Genomic DNA, 15,965 nt, shown 5'->3' on the forward strand with positions numbered 1-15,965 from the left:
AAATGAGCGGCTCAGAGATTCATGCAGCGTGTTCGTTTGAATTCAAGGATGTAATAGCATATGGCTTTTTCATCGTTCGATGGGAGGAACACATGCGTTATAATGGATCCTTCTTGAAAGGCATATTGGCGTCGGAAAAAAAGCTCCGGAGTTTTTTCAATGGCAAACAGTTCGGTGTCCTGGCTGAGTTTCACATTGGTGATTTTAAGCTGGATACCATTTTTGTCGGTTCGAATAACCTCTGCCGATAAGGTTGCATTTCGGGTCTTGCCATTCATGCTTTCGATAGTGGATTGTGTGAAGCGGTCACGGCCAATGGTGAGGTATTCTTTTGTACTTAGCTGGTTCTGGCCTTCAAGCCAATGCCGACTGACGGTGTGATAACCCGTGTTCTCTTTGTAGGGGGGCGAAGGGCGGTTCAGGATGGCAATGCAGGCGAGGGTGACAATGCCCAAGGCTATCCAGTGAGCGGTCTGTTTTGACAACGGCTTCATAGGGGTAGCTCCAGACATTGTTGAACCATCTCGACCATTGCCTGGTCCTTGCTGAATTGCAGGTTGACGGTGCTGTGATCCGGACGAATGCAGGAAACCGTATAATTGGCTTGAAACTGACTAATCCAGACGTCACCCTTTAGCTGTTTTGGGAGTTGTTGTAGCTGGTTGCTCAAAGTGTCCAGGAGTGATTGTGCATCGCTGAGGTCTTCGTCTACGGCATGCAACTTCACATCACCACTCTGGAAATTGACGATCTGGATTTTTGGTGTTTCGACGGAGAGACCAAACTGGATCAAGGTGGCGGCGATCAGTATGACTGTCGCGGCATAAGCGATCATCAGCTTTTTTGCCGGATAGTCCGATTTTTTCAACGCGTCAGGTGGAAGATTATCGGCTGTGCTGTCCACGTGAGGTTGTTCCGGCGCGGCTGGGCTGTTCGGTTCATCCTCATCTGGCATTGTTGTTTGATGCACTGATTCATCGATTAAACAGTTTCGATTGAAGCGATAACCGCGACGAGGCACCGTCATTAAAATTTCATGTTCCCGGCCATCGTTGAGTGCGTTTCTAAGAGAAAATACCGCTTGATTGAGGCTGCCCGAGGCAACGATACGGTCATTCCAGGTGTAGTCGACGATTTCATCGCGGGTTCTGGTAACGCCCGGTTCCATGAGTAACAAGTTGAGCAGGCGGGATTCGGCTCTGCCAAGCGTGGATTGACGAACCTCGCCATGGCTGCTGGTAATGGAGAGTATAGAGTTCTCCGGGTCGAAAATAGCGACATCACCATTTTTCAACTTGAAAGAGTAGCTCATCTGCGGTCTTCCGTTCAGAAAATCAAATCTTGATTCGCGTTAATAGAGAGTGGTAGTGGTGTGCTTGAGAGGCGTTCTATTGACTTCCTGAAATGATAATTTTTGATTTGATCTTTTAACTCTCGCGGCGGATATTACCAGTTAACGTACGCTCAGGATAGGTTTTCATGGCCGGCTCATTGCTTCCACTTCACGGTATTGTTGAAGCGTTACACGAAAACAAGTCTGTGATTGTGTCCAGCTCAACGGTCGGATGCAGCGCTCATACGTGGCGGGGCTGAGCCGGTTGATGGTGAATATACCCGTTTCGATACTGTGCCCGGAAGTACCGTTGCTCCATGAAGGAGTCGAAGTCAACCTGGGAGCAAGTCAGTACATTCGCTTAAGGCGAGAGGCTTGGGCGTGGTGGTGGGCCGAATTGACAGGCGAGGTAACTTATCGTTATCCCGTTAGTTGAAGTGATGTTGATCGCGGACTGGTTCTGGATTGAACGGGATGGCTGTTTGGCCAGATGTGGCATCAAGGAGTATTAGTTAGAGATGATGACCCTGGCTGTACGTGAGAGCAGTGCCATTGCCGGACGAGTCAAGACAATCCGTTGTCTTGACGTTGCCAGAGAGGATTATTGGCTGGCGAAGGCTTTGTCCGCTCGCTCTCTCAACTGTATGGCCCAAGCGTCAAGGGCCGGGTAGATGTCCTCGACTTTTGCCTTGCTTGAAGGAGAAATCTCGTTGCCTGTGGTCGCGCTGACGGACTGGGCCAGTAACTCCCCGGTTTGAGCATCGCGCAATTCGCTTTCAAAGAAGATGCGGATGCTCTCATCGCGAGTGCCAGTCAGGTGCATGACGCCACCCACCACAAAGCCGATCGGGAGGTATTCCGGCACCGACAGGTCTCGAGGTGTGCGTTCGCTACCGGTGATAGCGGTGCGCAGCCGAAGGGCTTGTGGTTCAGGTTTGGCGGCCACTTCATAGCCTGAGGTCAGGAATTGATGAAGGATGGCCTGGTTCAGGTATTTAAGCATCGCATTCACATCGGATGGACGCTCTGTCGCGAGTTGCAGATCCTTGCCTGTGAAATAGTAACGAGGCGGTTCCAGAAAGATTATTTTTTTATAGGTGTGTTTTATATCCAGCGTTGGTTTGACCCAGTATTCGCTCTTGGACCATTGCGGATCTTTACTCAGGCGACTGTAATCATCGAGAAACCCCGAATGGTGGGTTTCAGGATCCGGCATTGTGGTACAACCCGCCAGGCTCACTAGAAGTATTGCGGGAATCACACGATAGATGCGCATTGCCAGGGTACCCATGGGGTTTTAATAGTGAAGTGGCTGTGGTGCTCGTGTTACAGGCACTCGATACCGAGGCGGGTTACCAAAGAAGAAATACCGACGCCGACGTTTGATTCAGATTGATGTTTCCAACTTCCAGTATTTCATATTCGGCGCGTATACCCACGTTGCGAAACACCTCCAGTTCGACACCGGCGCCATAGGTCAGGTCGAACCCGCGGTCGTCGCCAGCCATAGTGCTGTCGGAGTCCCATCCATGAGCGCCAACACTGCCGAACATACGTACTCTTTGCCCAATAGGGAAACCGATATGGGCTGCAACTTGTGCGGATTTCCCTTCGAATTCCATAGCATGTTCCTTGAACTTCCCGAGGTTGACGATGGCACCTTCAAAGGCCAGGTATTCATTAGCCCGATAGCCGGCATAGAGTTTGTAACTGTTGTCCTCATCACCCAGGGCGCGCTCATCAATTTCAAGGCGGGTCACACCTGCGCCAACATACAATCCCTTGTCATCGGCGAACGCCTGGAGTGGCAACAATGAAAGCAGCGATGCGAGTGTGAGGTTTTTCAGTTGCATGTGCAGAGGGTCCCTTGTTAGCGGTTTTGGAGAGTGGGCATTTTCTGCTGTCGGGTGCTTTTGATTGAAATTAATAAGCATTATTTATAGTGGTCGGTTGGCCAGACGGAGGGATATCCGGATTATTGATTTCAATCCGCACAGTGGCGCGTGTAAGTTTTTGCCAAGTGCTGATTATCAGCTGATGGGGTGTTGGACTGTGTGGGTGACGGCAGGCGATGAGGTTGGGTGTTTTGCGAGTGCCAGGTAAAAAATACAGCATGGCAGGGGCGATCTTGATGGTTCTTGGATTCTCGTTGTTCATGGTGCGTGTTGATATAGTGAAGGGCTATCAAATGTTGCATGCTCAGGTTGCACCGGGTGGGTTGGCAGAAAAAAAGGCGCCTGCGAAAGTAGACCCGGGGGCGTTGCAGTTTACACGGAATTTGCTTGAAGATGATTATCTGGTGGCACTTGCAGGAGGCGAAAAATCAATCCTGGAGAGGGTTAATATCGTCAAGCCAGTCACCCGGATTTCAAGTCGCGAGTTAGTCGGTCGTTTTGAGGATAATGAGCTGGTTGCCCATCATCTTTTCGCTGACAAGTCATTTGTGGTCACGGGTTATATTGCCAGCGTGAGAAAAAATACTTCAAACAAACCGGTAGTAGAACTTGAAGGGGTGAGGGATTTGTTTGAAGTTCAAGCCGAAATTGCAGCGCCTCACGAAGCGGCAGCCTATGAGTTGCATGCAGGGAATGAAGTGCAAATGGTTTGTACAGTCAAAGCCTATCGGCTCCAGGTGTTGCATTTGGCCGATTGTTCACCGGTGAACTTTCGCGAAGAGGCAAAAGTGTTCGCGGATGACACGGTCGAGAAATTGCGCGTATGGCTGGTGAACGGCGGGCAACCTCACTTTGAACATGATCAATATGATGATCTGGCGCGATTTCTTGTCTCGCTGTACCTGGTAGGTACCGGTCTTCCAAAAGACAGTCCCTGTGTTCTGGACAGTTCAAACCTGTCGCAAGCCTGTGCAGTTGTGTTGTCTGGATTTGACTTCAATACGTTCTTTGCAAGCGTGAACGATGACGTTGCCCCCTGGTTCGAATGGCTTTCTCTGTCAAAACCATGGAGCGATGCGTCGTAGACAGCCCGGCCAGAGCAAGTAACCGCCTTATCCCGGCAACCCTATTGAGCGTCTATGCTGGGCTTACCCCTCTCAAACCTTTGCAGCGATCTTCCAGGAGGCATTAAATGGTGCCCACGACCACTTCCCAGAAAGCCTTTTCCAGCGGTCTGCTCGATGTCCTGATTCGAGCCGGACTGATTGTCGTTCTGGTGCTGTTCTGCTTCGAGATATTCCGTCCGTTCCGTGACCTATTGCTCTGGTCGCTGATCCTGGCGATCACCCTCTATCCACTGCAAGGCCGGCTCAAGGGCATGCTCGGCTACAAGGACGGGCTTGTCGCGACGCTGATTGTGTTGATCGCCATCGCTATCCTCATGGTGCCGATCTACCTGTTGGGCACCTCGATTGCCGACTCGGTCGAACATGCCATAGGCGTGGTCAAGAGTGGCAGTTTCCATATTGCTCTGCCGGCCGATTCAGTCGCCGATTGGCCGCTGGTGGGCAAGCGCCTGCATGGCCTCTGGCTGCAGGCTGCCACCGACCTTCCGGGGCTGACAGAGAAGTACATACCGCAGATCAAAGGTATCAGCCTGATCCTGTTGAGCAAGCTCGCCGGGATCGGTATGGGTTTCCTGATTTTCATCTGCGCCCTGATCATCGCCGGGATCTTCATGGCCTATGGCGAGGGTGGCAGCCGCAGTGCGGTGCAGATCGCTTCGCGCATCAGCGGTCCGGTCAAGGGGCCGCAAATCGCCGCGCTGTGCACCGCGACCATCCGTGCGGTAGCGCTGGGGGTGGTCGGCATCGCGTTTATCCAGATGCTGCTGGTTGGCGTCGGCTTCGTGCTCAAGGGCATCCCCGGCGCCGGCCTGCTGGCCCTGGCGGTGTTGCTGCTGGGCATCATGCAGTTACCGGCAACGCTGATTACCATTCCGGTGATCGTCTTCGTTTTCGCCACCGAGGGGATCAGCACGGCGGGCATCGTATTTTCCATTTATGTCTTTGTTGCCGGCCTGGTGGATAACGTGCTCAAGCCATTGCTGTTGGGGCGCGGCGTCGATGTGCCGATGCCAGTGGTGTTGATCGGGGCCTTGGGGGGCATGGTCACTGGTGGCATCATCGGCCTGTTTATCGGCCCGGTGGTGCTTGCGGTCGGCTATCAGCTGTTCTGGCAGTGGGTGCAGGACCAGCCGCAAGGTGTACCAGACGACCAGCCAAAGACCTGACGGGCCCATGTTTCCTTCATTTCACCGAGGCCGGTTACTCCTGATGGGAGGGCTCCTGATGGGGGGACTGGGCCTCAGTGGCTGCGTGCGCCTGGGACCGGATTTCCAGGCGCCAGGCGAGGCCTGGATCGAGCACTGGAACAGCCCTGCGCTCGAGCAGGCCAGCCAGCAGCGTCGACAACCCGATATACGTGAGTGGTGGCAGGTGTTCGCCGATCCGGTGCTCGACCGTCTGATTGCCGAAACCGATGCCCATAATTCCAGCCTGAAAATTGCCGGCCTGCGGGTGATGGAAGCCCGTGCCCAATTGGGCATTGCCCAAAGCGGGCGTTATCCGCAACTGCAGCAGGCCAGCGCCGACAGCCTGTACTTCGACCGCAATCAATCCGGTGGGCGCAACCCGCAGGACAGCCATTTCTGGCAACACAGCGCCGGCTTCGACATCGGTTGGGAGCTGGATTTCTGGGGGCGCTTCAGTCGTGCCATCGAGTCGTCCGATGCCAGTTACTTCGCCGCCCAGGCCAACTATGAGGACGTGCTGGTGCTGCTGCGGGCCCAGGTCGCCGACACTTACTTTGTGCTGCGTACCACTGAAGCGCGTTTGCGCGTCGCCCGCGAAAACGCCGGGCAGCAAAAGCGCAGCTATGAGATCACCGAGAAGTTGTTCAACAGCGGGCAGACGGCCGAGCTAGACCTGCAACAGGCCAAGACCCAGTACCTGGGCACCCTGAGCAGCATCCCGGATTTCGAAGACCAGGTACTGCGTACCCGTAATGCCCTGGCGGTGCTGATCGGCCGACCGCCCGGACCGCTGCCGCAACTCGCCGAGCAAGAAGGGCTGATCCCGCTGGTCGACCGTTCGGTGCTGCAGGATGTACCGGCCAACCTGCTGCTGCGGCGGCCGGACGTACGCGCCGCCGAACTGAATGTCGCGGCCCAGTCCGCGCTTATCGGTGTGGCCGAAAGCGATTTCTACCCGTCACTGACCCTGCTGGGCAGCATCGTCTGGTCCACCACCTCACTGAGCGGTGCCTCCAACACCCTCGACCTGGTCGGCGGGCCCAGCCTGCGCTGGAATCTGTTCGATCACGGACAAATCAGCAATAACGTACGGGTGCAGGATGCCCGTTTGCAGCAGTTGATCGAGGTTTACCGCGACCAGGTGCGCCAGGCGGCGCGCGAGGCCGACGATGCCGCCAGCGGCCTGATCAAGTCGCTGGAACGCGAGCGCATCCTGCGCGAGGCGGCAGTGTCCGCCCAGCGTTCGCTGGTTCTGGCCAACGCCCAGTATCGCGAAGGCTACTCGGACTTCCAACGGGTGCTGGATGCCCAGCGTGCGCTGCTCCAGCAACAGGACAACTACCTGCTCAGCCGCAGCAATGCCGTGAGCAATCTGATCGCCCTGTACAAGGCCCTGGGGGGTGGCTGGTACAGCGCCCTGCCGAGAGTTGATCAGGCCACCCGCGAGCAGATGCAGCAACGGACTGACTGGGGTGATTTGCTGGATGAGCCCGCACCCCCAGCCAGCCTCGTCCCGACTCCACACAAGGTAAGAAACGATGAGTGAAGCCTCGCAGCCCGTCCCCGGGGAGCCCGCCACCCAAGCGCCTGAACCTGCTGCCGATCCGGTGCGCAAGGGCACGAAACGGGTGGTGTTGCTGATCGTCCTCAGCCTGCTCTGGTACCTGCTGGCTGACCGCTACACGCCCTATACGCAACAGGCCCGGGTGCAGGCTTTTGTCATTCCGGTGGCGGCGGAGGTGGCAGGAAGGGTGACCAGCGTGCAGGTGCGCAACAATCAGGACGTCAAGGCCGGGCAGGTGCTCTTCGAGGTGGACCAGCAGCCGTACCAGATCGCCGTCGACCGTGCGCGCGCCGACCTCGAGTCGACCCGCCGACAGATCGGTGCCAGCACCGCCGGTATTGCCTCGGCGCAAGCTTCCTTGCGGGCCGCCCAGGCCAATGAACTCAAGACGCGCCAGGACAATCAGCGCCTTGAAGGCTTGTATCGCGAAGACCGCGGAACCATTTCCGTGCGCCTGCTTGAAGTGTCTCGTGCCAATCTCTCACAGGCCGTCAGTCAGGTGGCGGCCGCCCGTGCCGAAGTTCAGCGTGCACGTGAGCAAGAGGGTGGCAGCGAGGAAGACAACGCCCTGCTGCGCAGCGCCACCACCACCCTGGAAAAAGCCCGGCTGGACCTGGCCAACACTCAGGTGCGCGCACGCTCCGCCGGGTTGATCACCGATCTGCGCACCGATGTCGGACTGTTCGCCGCGGCCGGCAGTCCGGTCATGACCCTGATTGCGATCCACGATGTATGGATCAGTGCGGAAATGACCGAGAACAACCTGGGCCTGGTCAAGCTGGATACCCCGGTTGCGATTGTGCTGGATGCGCTGCCCGGCGAGGTGTTCGAGGGGCGTGTGCGCAGCGTCGGTTACGGTGTCAGCGTAGGACAGAGCACAGCGCCCGGAACCTTGCCCAGCGTGCAGAACAGCCGCGACTGGCTGCGTCCGGCCCAGCGCTTCCCGGTGATTATCGAATTTTCCCCTGACGCGTTGGCCAGGCTGCGCGATATCCGCGGCGTCCGCGCCGGTGGGCAGGCCGAAGTCATGGCCTTCCCCAGTCCCGGCAATCCGCTGAATCCGCTCGGGCGCTTGTTCCTGCATCTGATGAGCTGGTTGTCCTATGCCTACTAAACGCGAGCCGCGGGTTCAGCGTGCGCTGCGCCTGGCCAGCGGCACCGCGTTGTGTCTGGCGGCCAGCTTCGGACTGGAACTGCCGCTCCCATTTATCGCTCCGGTGCTGAGTCTGCTGCTCGCCATGGGCAACCGCCCGCTGTCACTCAAGGCCGGGCTGGGCCTGGCGCTGGTGGCGATGCTGACCACTGGCTGCGGCCTAGTGTTAATTCCGGTGCTGCATTATTACCCCGTCAGCGGCGTGCTGTTGATCGGCCTGGGGCTGTTTCTGGCCTTTCGCTTCGGTCTGCGTGGCGGTAATAACCTGATTGTGACCTTTCTGGTGATGGGCCTGACCATGATCAGTGCAGCCGGCACTGCCGATTTCGGCCTGGCCGTGATGGTTATCAGTGCCCTGGTCAAAGGCCTGCTCCTTGCCGTTGTGGCGTTGTCCCTCAGCCATTGGCTGTTTCCCGAACCGGTCAGCGGGCAGGCGTTGCCGGTCGCCCCGGCCGCACCCAGCGAAGAACAGCTCGGTTGGTTGGCTCTGCGGGCCGCCCTGGTGGTGCTACCGGCCTACCTGTTGGCGCTGATCGATCCCGCCAGCTACCTGGCGATCATCCTCAAGTCGGTCAGCCTCGGCCAGCAAAGCTGCAGCACCACGGCTCGCAACGCCGGCCGTGAGCTGCTCGGCTCGACCCTGCTCGGCGGCCTGCTGGCGATCCTGTTCTGGTGTGCCCTCAGCCTGTTTGTGCATCTGTGGATGTTCTTCCTGTGGATGCTGCTGTTCGGGCTGCTGTTGGCGCGCCGGCTGTATGCCTTGAGCCCGACCCGGCAAAGCCCGGGTTTCTGGCTTAACACCATGATCACCCTGATTATCCTGCTCGGTCAGTCGGTACAGGACAGCGCGGCCGGCAAGGACGTCTACACCGCTTTCGCCGTGCGCATGGGCCTGTTCATACTTGTGACTTTATACGCTTGCCTGATGGTCCATCTGCTCGACCAGCGCCGCCGCGTGCGCCAGTCCGTCCGCTGAAGCGCTGATCAAAGAAGCGCTGCTCTAGCGCGGAGAATCCGAAGCCAAGCCATTTCTTGAGTGAAGCACGGCTTTCAATCGAACCCCACTTTACCTTGCATACGAAAAAACATATATTCGAAAAAACATATATAAATTTGGGTTTCTTCATCAACACATCAAGATGTTCGTCCTGATGAAGTTCAGCCCCCTCGAGAACTGCAATGGCAGACCACCTGACCCCGACCACTATTTTCAAATGCCTGGCCGACGACAACCGGGTGCGCATGATGCTGCTCATCGCCCACGAAGGAGAGCTCTGCGTCTGTGAGCTGACCTGTGCACTGAATGAGAGCCAGCCCAAGGTCTCCCGGCACCTGGCCCAGCTGCGCAGTGGCGGATTGCTGATGGATCGTCGGCAAGGCCAATGGGTTTACTACCGTTTGCATCCGAACCTGCCGGATTGGGTGCGCGGCGTTCTAGACACCACCTTGCAAGCCAACAAACACTGGCTGGACCCTGAAGCGAAACGCCTCGGTGAAATGGGCGACCGCCCGCAGCGCACCGCTGCTTGTTGTTGAACCATAATCATCAGATTTGACCTCGGGTCGAACTCCCACTGACAGCAGATACAGAGCACAACAACATGGCTATCAAAGTTGGCATCAATGGTTTTGGTCGAATCGGTCGGCTTGCGCTGCGTGCAGCCTGGGGTTGGCCGGAGTTTGAATTCGTGCAAATCAACGATCCGGCAGGTGATGCGGTGACCCATGCGCACCTGTTGAACTTCGACTCGGTGCATGGTCGCTGGCAGCATGAGGCCGGCGCCGAAGACAGCTGCATTGTCATCGACGACAAACGGATCAAGGTCAGTGCCAATAAAGCGCTTGCCGATACCGATTGGTCGGGCTGCGATCTGGTGATCGAGGCCAGCGGCAAGATGAAGACCGTTGCCGTGCTCCAGGCCTACCTCGACCAGGGCGTGAAACGCGTGGTGGTCAGTGCCCCGGTGAAAGAAGCGGGCGCGTTGAACATCGTCATGGGGGTCAATCATCAGCTGTTCGATTCCGCTGTTCATCCGATCGTCACGGCCGCGTCATGCACCACCAACTGTCTGGCACCGGTGGTCAAGGTGATCCACGAGAAGCTCGGTATCCGCCACGGCTCGATCACCACCATTCATGACCTGACCAATACCCAGAGCATCCTCGATCAGCCACACAAGGATCTGCGACGTGCCCGGGCATCGGGGATGAGCCTGATCCCGACCAGCACCGGTTCGGCCACCGCCATTGCGGAAATTTTCCCGGAGCTGCGCGGACGCCTGAATGGACATGCGGTACGAGTGCCGCTGGCCAACGCTTCGCTGACCGATTGTGTGTTCGAGGTCGAGCGCGTCACCTCCGTCGAGGAAGTCAATCAACTGCTGAAGAACGCCTCGGAAAACGAACTCAAGGACATCCTCGGCTACGAGGAGCGGCCGCTGGTCTCGATCGATTACCGTACCGACCCGCGCTCGGCGATCATCGATGCGCTGTCGACCTTGGTCATCAGTGGCACCCAGGTCAAAATCTATGCCTGGTACGACAACGAATGGGCCTACGCCAACCGCACTGTCGAACTGGCCAGGATGGTTGGTCTGGCGGTCGAAGGGAGCGGCCAGTAAGGTGTTGTCGGCTCTCGCTCCAGAAGTGCGGCAGTACCTGCTCGTCACCGGCAATTACTGGGCTTTCACCCTCACCGACGGTGCCTTGCGGATGTTGGTGGTGCTGCACTTTCACGCCTTGGGCTACAGCCCGCTGCAAATTGCCGCGCTGTTTCTGTTCTATGAACTGTTTGGGGTGATCACCAATCTGCTGGGCGGTTATTTAGGGGCACGGCTGGGCTTGAACCGGACCATGAATATCGGTCTGGCGATTCAGGTCGTGGCCTTGCTGATGTTGACGGTTCCGGCGGCCTGGCTGAGCATCCCCTGGGTGATGGGGGCCCAGGCGTTGTCGGGGATCGCCAAAGACCTGAACAAGATGAGCGCCAAAAGCTCGATCAAGCTGCTGGTGCCCGATGGACAACAGGGCAAACTCTATCAATGGGTGGCGATCCTCACCGGTTCGAAAAACGCACTCAAGGGCGTCGGGTTCTTTCTCGGCGGGGCCTTGCTGGCGCTGCTGGGCTTCAAGGGCGCGGTGCTGGCCATGGCCGCCGTTCTGGCGCTGATCTGGATCGGTAGCCTGGTGTTCCTGAAGAAGGATCTGGGCAAGGCTAAGGCCAAACCCAGGTTTCGCGAAATCCTTTCCAAGAGCCGGGCAGTAAATATTCTCTCGGCGGCACGAATGTTTCTGTTCGGTGCCCGCGATGTCTGGTTCGTGGTGGCCTTGCCGGTTTACCTGAGCAGCGTCTTTGGCTGGGATTTCTGGAGCGTCGGCGGGTTTCTGGCACTGTGGGTGATTGGCTACGGCGTCGTGCAATCCCTCGCGCCGAGGATCACCGGCAAGCGCGGAGGGCAGTTACCTGATGGTCGCACCGCTGGTGTCTGGGCGCTGGCACTGGCCGGGCTGCCTGCCGCGATAGCCCTGGGGTTGAATACGGAGCTGTCCGAACCGCTGGTGCTGGTTGGTGGATTACTGGTCTTTGGTGCGTTGTTCGCGGTGAACTCTTCGCTGCACAGCTACCTGATCGTTTCCTACGCCAAGGAAGACGGTGTGTCGCTGGACGTGGGTTTCTACTACATGTCCAACGCCATGGGGCGTTTGATCGGTACAGTGCTCTCCGGGTGGGTCTACCAGGTTCATGGACTGGTGGCGTGCTTGTGGATTTCGAGCGCTTTTGTGTTGCTGGCAGCGTTGATCTCCATGGCATTGCCCAGGCATCCCGAGTAGTTGCATGAGAGTGACTGGCTGTCCTCCACTCAAGGACAGCCACCTGCTCATCCAGTTGTCAGAGACTGAACGCCCTTGACTCAGCTTGATTGAACGCTGTCGTCCTCGGCGCGTTCGTCCAATGGGTCGGGTTGCTCTGGCGATTCGGTAGTCACGCTGAATTCGCTCACTTCGATGGCGCCCAGTCCATGGCCCAGCAGGTGGAAGGAGAAGGCCTTGCGGGTTTGCGGATTGTCGAAAGCGAAGTCCATTTCCAGCGGTTGGTCGGGCGTCAGAACGATCTTCGCCGGGAAGTCCAGCGCCACGTCCTGCTCAAGTTCCTTGGCCTTGAGCAGCTGATAGGCATTCTCTTGGGTCCCTACGGAACGAACCTTGATCCGCACACGGGTCTGCGAGCCTTTGGGCATCTCCAGGTATTGCGCGCCAATGAGGTTGTCGGCCCAGTCGTCCTTGATCCGCTCGTGGAGGGGGATCTGGTCGGTGCTGCCAAACTGGTAGCGCTGGTTCAGCTGGGTCCGCAGCAACGAATGATCCAGCGCCGCGGCGCGTGCGCTGATCTGCCGAGCGCGCTGGCTGCTGGATTGGCCAAGGAAGGCCGTGCGCTCACCGAGAAAACCCTCACTGGCATAGTGCCGGCAGCGTTGCTGGAAGTCGCATTCGGTAAAGGTCCCCTGGCCATCGTGGTAGCGCAGCATGCCGTTGGTGAAGGACATGATTTCCCGACCCTGCGCGTAGTCGCGAAACAGTGAGCGGCCACTCAGGGTTGAAGGCACCGCAAAGTCGAAATAGTCGAGAACCGACGCACTCAGATCGACATGGCCGTAGACCCCGGACTTGACCCTCGGCAATTGGGCTTGCTCCGGCGCCAGGAGCAGGTTGAAACCCCAGGCCGACGCCAGGCGCACGTCATCGATACCGTGGGACTCGTCGGAGGTGATGATCACCAGCGTATCCTGCAAGACACCCTGGCGCTCCAGAGCCGCCAGGAACTGCTCGAGGGCATCGTCCAGATAGCCTACCGCCGCCTGCTTGGGCGTGGCATGGCGTTGCAGATAGTCTTCGGGGGCGGAGTAGGGTTGATGGGTGCCGACCGTCAGCAAAGTGAGCATCCAGGGCTGATCATGCTGCTGCAATTGCCCGACGTAGTTCAGCGCTCCTTCGAAAAACGCCTTGTCGTCCATGCCCCAGGGGAAATCCAGGTAGCGAGGATTGCTGAACCACTCCAGACCGAGGGTGGTGTCGAAGCCAATGTGCGGCATGATCTTGTCTTTGGCCATGAAACGCAGGCCAGCGCCTTGCAGATAGTGAGTAGCAAAGCCGTGCTCGCGCAACTGGGCCGGCAGGCACGCCTGGTTGCGCTGGCTCAGGTTGAGCATCTCGACGCCCTTGGGGGTGCCGTTGTCGAGCTTGTCGTAGTCACCGCACAACATGGAGTAGAGGCCGCGAATGGTCTGGTGGGTGTGCAACACATAGTCAGGAGTGTTCATGCCGCGCTCGGCCCAGCGGCTCAGGTGCGGCATCAGGTTTTCCTGATAGCCACTGTTCAACGCCTGGCGGTCGACGCCGACATAGGCGCCCGGAATGCCTTCCAGGGCCACGATCAGCACATTGCGTGCGCGCCCGGGGGCTTGCAGCAACTTTTGTCCATTCAGGTCAAGCCGGGTGAGGCCGGCCATCTGCGCAGGGAGGTCAACCTCAGGGTCGCCGAACCATTCCCGGGCGCGGTCCTGGCCCTCTCCAAGGCCGGCCATCAGCAGCTGATGCGGCAGATTGAACTGGCGCCATTGATCCGCTTCACTGGGATGCAGGTATTGCACCCCGCCATGGGCCAGCAATAGCAGCAGCGGCACGCTCCAGGCATGTCGAGGCAAGGCCGCGGTATCGCGGCGACTGGCGCCCCACTGGGTCCCTAGCCAGATCAACAGAGCTAGCAGCAGCGCTCCGGCGAGCCATGGATGGCCAAGGCCGCCGCCGCCGGTGGAGTTTTCCAGAAATTGCGGATCGATCAGGTAGTTAATGTCGGCCAGGGTCGGTAGCCGGCCGACCGCGCTGACCAGTTCGGTTGCCGCCAGGCTCAGCAGGCACCAGACCATCAGCACCGGCAACGCCAGCCACCATGGGCGCCGATACAGCAGTACGATCAGCAAGCCGGCAATGCCCAGGTCCGATAGATGACCCAGCGGGTTGTTCCAGCCCAGGGCCATTCGAGTGCCCAGCGGCACCAGCAGAACCAGCCCGGTCAGGCTCACGAGAGAGGCCATGGGATGTCGTAACCAGCGCTGGATGAAATTCACAAAAAACCTGCTCTTCATTAAAATGTAATACAGATGTGCAGGATGGTATCAAAGGTGGGGAGCAGCAGCAGAGGTTAAGCGTGTGCAGATGCGTAGGCTCGCGACTCCGTTCGACAGGGGGGCTCATCAATAATCCAGCCAGCTCCTTGCGACGCGAATCAATCGGGTTTACCGGCTTCAGGAGGTCTTCAATGTCCTATTCTTCTTCTTCGCAATCCGCTCTGAGAGACAGGAGGGCCGCAGGCCAAAGTCTGATACAGCCACTGCTCGGATACCGTCGCAGAGCCGATGTCATCGTCCTCGGCTTGCCCCGTGGCGGCGTTCCGGTCGCTTATGAAGTCGCCACCGCCCTGGAGGTACGCCTGGACCTGATGCTGGTCCGCAAACTCGGTGTTCCTTCTCATCAGGAATACGCCATGGGTGCCATCGCCAGTGGCGGCATACGGGTACTCAATGAGGAAGCGCTGCGTTATCACCATGTTGATCAACACACGCTCGAAGAGGTTGTCGCGCGGGAAGCCCGGGAGCTGCTGCGTCGCGAGAGCGTCTACCGCGCAGAGCGTCCACCGCTGCAGCTGCAGGACCAGGTGGTAATCCTGGTCGACGACGGGCTGGCCACCGGGTCGACGATGCTGGCGGCGATACAGGCTGTGCGCCAGCAACAGCCATCACGCATCGTCGTCGCCGTACCGGTGGCGCCGCCTGATACCGTGGCGGCGCTACGCCGTAAAGTGGATGAGCTGGTGTGTCCGCTCATCCCCGACTGGATGATGTCCATCGGTCATTGGTACCTGGACTTTACCCAGACCTCGGACAAAGAGGTCATTGACCTGTTGCAGCGCGCCTGGGAACGCGAATCGCAGGCGGGGCAGTGAATGCTTTGAGGTAGATCCAATGCTGAATTCACAGAGTCGAATACTGGATCTGGCTGACGTCGAGTTAGCCGCTGATTTACGTTTGCCTGCATACGCCAGCGGATTGGTAGTGTTTGTCCATGGCAGTGGCAGCAGTCGTTCTAGCCCACGCAACCAGCAGGTTGCACAATCTCTGGCCGAACGAGGGCTGGGCACGCTGCTGTTCGATCTGCTCACAGAGCCGGAACAACGCGTGGACCACCTGACCGGGGAGTTGCGCTTTGATATCGCTCTGCTTTCCAGGCGGCTGGTGGAAGTGATCGACTGGATAGGGCGTAGCGCGCAATTGCAATCGTTGCGCATCGGACTGTTCGGCGCGAGCACCGGGGCCGCAGCGGCGTTGTTGGCAGCGGCGCTACGCCCGGACGTGGTGCACGCGGTGGTTAGCCGAGGAGGGCGGACCGACCTGGCCGGAGCCGCGCTGGCCTTGGTGAAGGCACCCACCTTGCAAATTGTGGGAGGCCAGGACCTGACGGTGCTCGGCCTGAACCGCCAAAGCGCCCATGCCCTGCAGTGTGAACAGCGGCTGGAGGTCATAGCCGGCGCCACCCACCTGTTTGAAGAACCAGGGACCCTTGAGGCGGTTGCCAGACTGGCGGGCGACTGGTTTGAGCTGCATCTGCACACAGCGGTAAAAAAAGCTCCGGGCGAATGAAGCGCCCCTCCG

15 protein-coding genes are annotated in these 15,965 nt (G+C 58.4%); 10 read left to right on the forward strand and 5 right to left on the reverse strand.

Annotated elements, in window-relative coordinates; all coding sequences use genetic code 11:
- Positions 1–11 precede the first annotated feature (11 nt).
- From AC3IUA_RS13690 to AC3IUA_RS13705, 4 genes are all read right to left on the reverse strand, one after another.
- Complete coding sequence (locus AC3IUA_RS13690) at positions 12–494, reverse strand: hypothetical protein (protein WP_489361657.1); 483 nt, start codon at positions 492–494, stop codon at positions 12–14.
- Positions 491–1,312 carry a transcriptional regulator gene (locus tag AC3IUA_RS13695; RefSeq protein ID WP_489361659.1) on the reverse strand — a complete coding sequence of 274 codons (822 nt, stop codon included), beginning with the start codon at positions 1,310–1,312 and terminating at the stop codon, positions 491–493. The genes AC3IUA_RS13690 and AC3IUA_RS13695 overlap by 4 nt, the downstream gene beginning before the upstream one ends.
- 622 nt (positions 1,313–1,934) lie before the next feature.
- On the reverse strand, positions 1,935–2,609 hold the full coding sequence (locus tag AC3IUA_RS13700; RefSeq protein WP_489361661.1) for a DUF3313 domain-containing protein: 675 nt from the start codon (positions 2,607–2,609) through the stop codon (positions 1,935–1,937).
- 76 nt (positions 2,610–2,685) lie between these two features.
- Positions 2,686–3,186, reverse strand: a complete 501-nt coding sequence (locus tag AC3IUA_RS13705) for an outer membrane beta-barrel protein (RefSeq protein WP_489361663.1) — start codon at positions 3,184–3,186, stop codon at positions 2,686–2,688.
- 239 nt (positions 3,187–3,425) lie between these two features.
- Between AC3IUA_RS13705 and AC3IUA_RS13710 the strand changes: the two genes are divergently transcribed.
- The 8 genes from AC3IUA_RS13710 (at position 3,426) to arsJ (ending at position 12,090) form a co-directional block, all read left to right on the forward strand.
- Entirely contained in the window at positions 3,426–4,313 is an 888-nt protein-coding gene (locus AC3IUA_RS13710; protein ID WP_489361665.1) for an OB-fold protein, read from the forward strand.
- 107 nt (positions 4,314–4,420) lie between these two features.
- Positions 4,421–5,521 (forward strand): AI-2E family transporter, encoded by a 1,101-nt coding sequence (locus AC3IUA_RS13715; protein ID WP_489361667.1) that lies wholly within the window; start codon positions 4,421–4,423, stop codon positions 5,519–5,521.
- A gap of 7 nt (positions 5,522–5,528) precedes the next feature.
- A complete protein-coding gene (locus tag AC3IUA_RS13720) occupies positions 5,529–7,088 on the forward strand; it encodes an efflux transporter outer membrane subunit (protein WP_489361669.1) in 1,560 nt (519 codons plus the stop codon).
- The gene (locus AC3IUA_RS13725) at positions 7,081–8,220 is read left to right on the forward strand and encodes an HlyD family secretion protein (RefSeq protein WP_489361671.1); all 1,140 of its coding nucleotides are present in this window, start codon (positions 7,081–7,083) and stop codon (positions 8,218–8,220) included. Before AC3IUA_RS13720 ends, AC3IUA_RS13725 begins: the two co-directional genes overlap by 8 nt.
- Positions 8,210–9,235, forward strand: coding sequence for a DUF2955 domain-containing protein (locus tag AC3IUA_RS13730; protein ID WP_489361673.1), 1,026 nt, complete (start codon positions 8,210–8,212; stop codon positions 9,233–9,235). Before AC3IUA_RS13725 ends, AC3IUA_RS13730 begins: the two co-directional genes overlap by 11 nt.
- Before the next feature lie 203 nt (positions 9,236–9,438).
- Positions 9,439–9,795 (forward strand): metalloregulator ArsR/SmtB family transcription factor, encoded by a 357-nt coding sequence (locus tag AC3IUA_RS13735; RefSeq protein ID WP_489361675.1) that lies wholly within the window; start codon positions 9,439–9,441, stop codon positions 9,793–9,795.
- A 65-nt stretch (positions 9,796–9,860) separates the two neighbouring features.
- Complete coding sequence (locus AC3IUA_RS13740; RefSeq protein ID WP_489361677.1) at positions 9,861–10,880, forward strand: ArsJ-associated glyceraldehyde-3-phosphate dehydrogenase; 1,020 nt, start codon at positions 9,861–9,863, stop codon at positions 10,878–10,880.
- A 1-nt stretch (position 10,881) separates the two neighbouring features.
- Entirely contained in the window at positions 10,882–12,090 is a 1,209-nt protein-coding gene (gene arsJ, locus AC3IUA_RS13745; protein WP_489361679.1) for an organoarsenical effux MFS transporter ArsJ, read from the forward strand.
- Between the two features lie 80 nt (positions 12,091–12,170).
- On the opposite strand, the gene AC3IUA_RS13750 is transcribed toward arsJ, so the two are convergent.
- Positions 12,171–14,402 carry an LTA synthase family protein gene (locus tag AC3IUA_RS13750; RefSeq protein WP_489361680.1) on the reverse strand — a complete coding sequence of 744 codons (2,232 nt, stop codon included), beginning with the start codon at positions 14,400–14,402 and terminating at the stop codon, positions 12,171–12,173.
- Positions 14,403–14,575: 173 nt separating this feature from the next.
- Between AC3IUA_RS13750 and AC3IUA_RS13755 the strand changes: the two genes are divergently transcribed.
- Both AC3IUA_RS13755 and AC3IUA_RS13760 read left to right on the forward strand, forming a co-directional pair.
- A complete protein-coding gene (locus AC3IUA_RS13755) occupies positions 14,576–15,259 on the forward strand; it encodes a phosphoribosyltransferase (protein ID WP_489361682.1) in 684 nt (227 codons plus the stop codon).
- Positions 15,260–15,278: 19 nt separating this feature from the next.
- On the forward strand, positions 15,279–15,953 hold the full coding sequence (locus AC3IUA_RS13760; RefSeq protein ID WP_489361684.1) for a dienelactone hydrolase family protein: 675 nt from the start codon (positions 15,279–15,281) through the stop codon (positions 15,951–15,953).
- Positions 15,954–15,965 lie beyond the last annotated feature (12 nt).

Source organism: Pseudomonas sp. KH_050, assembly GCF_057838875.1.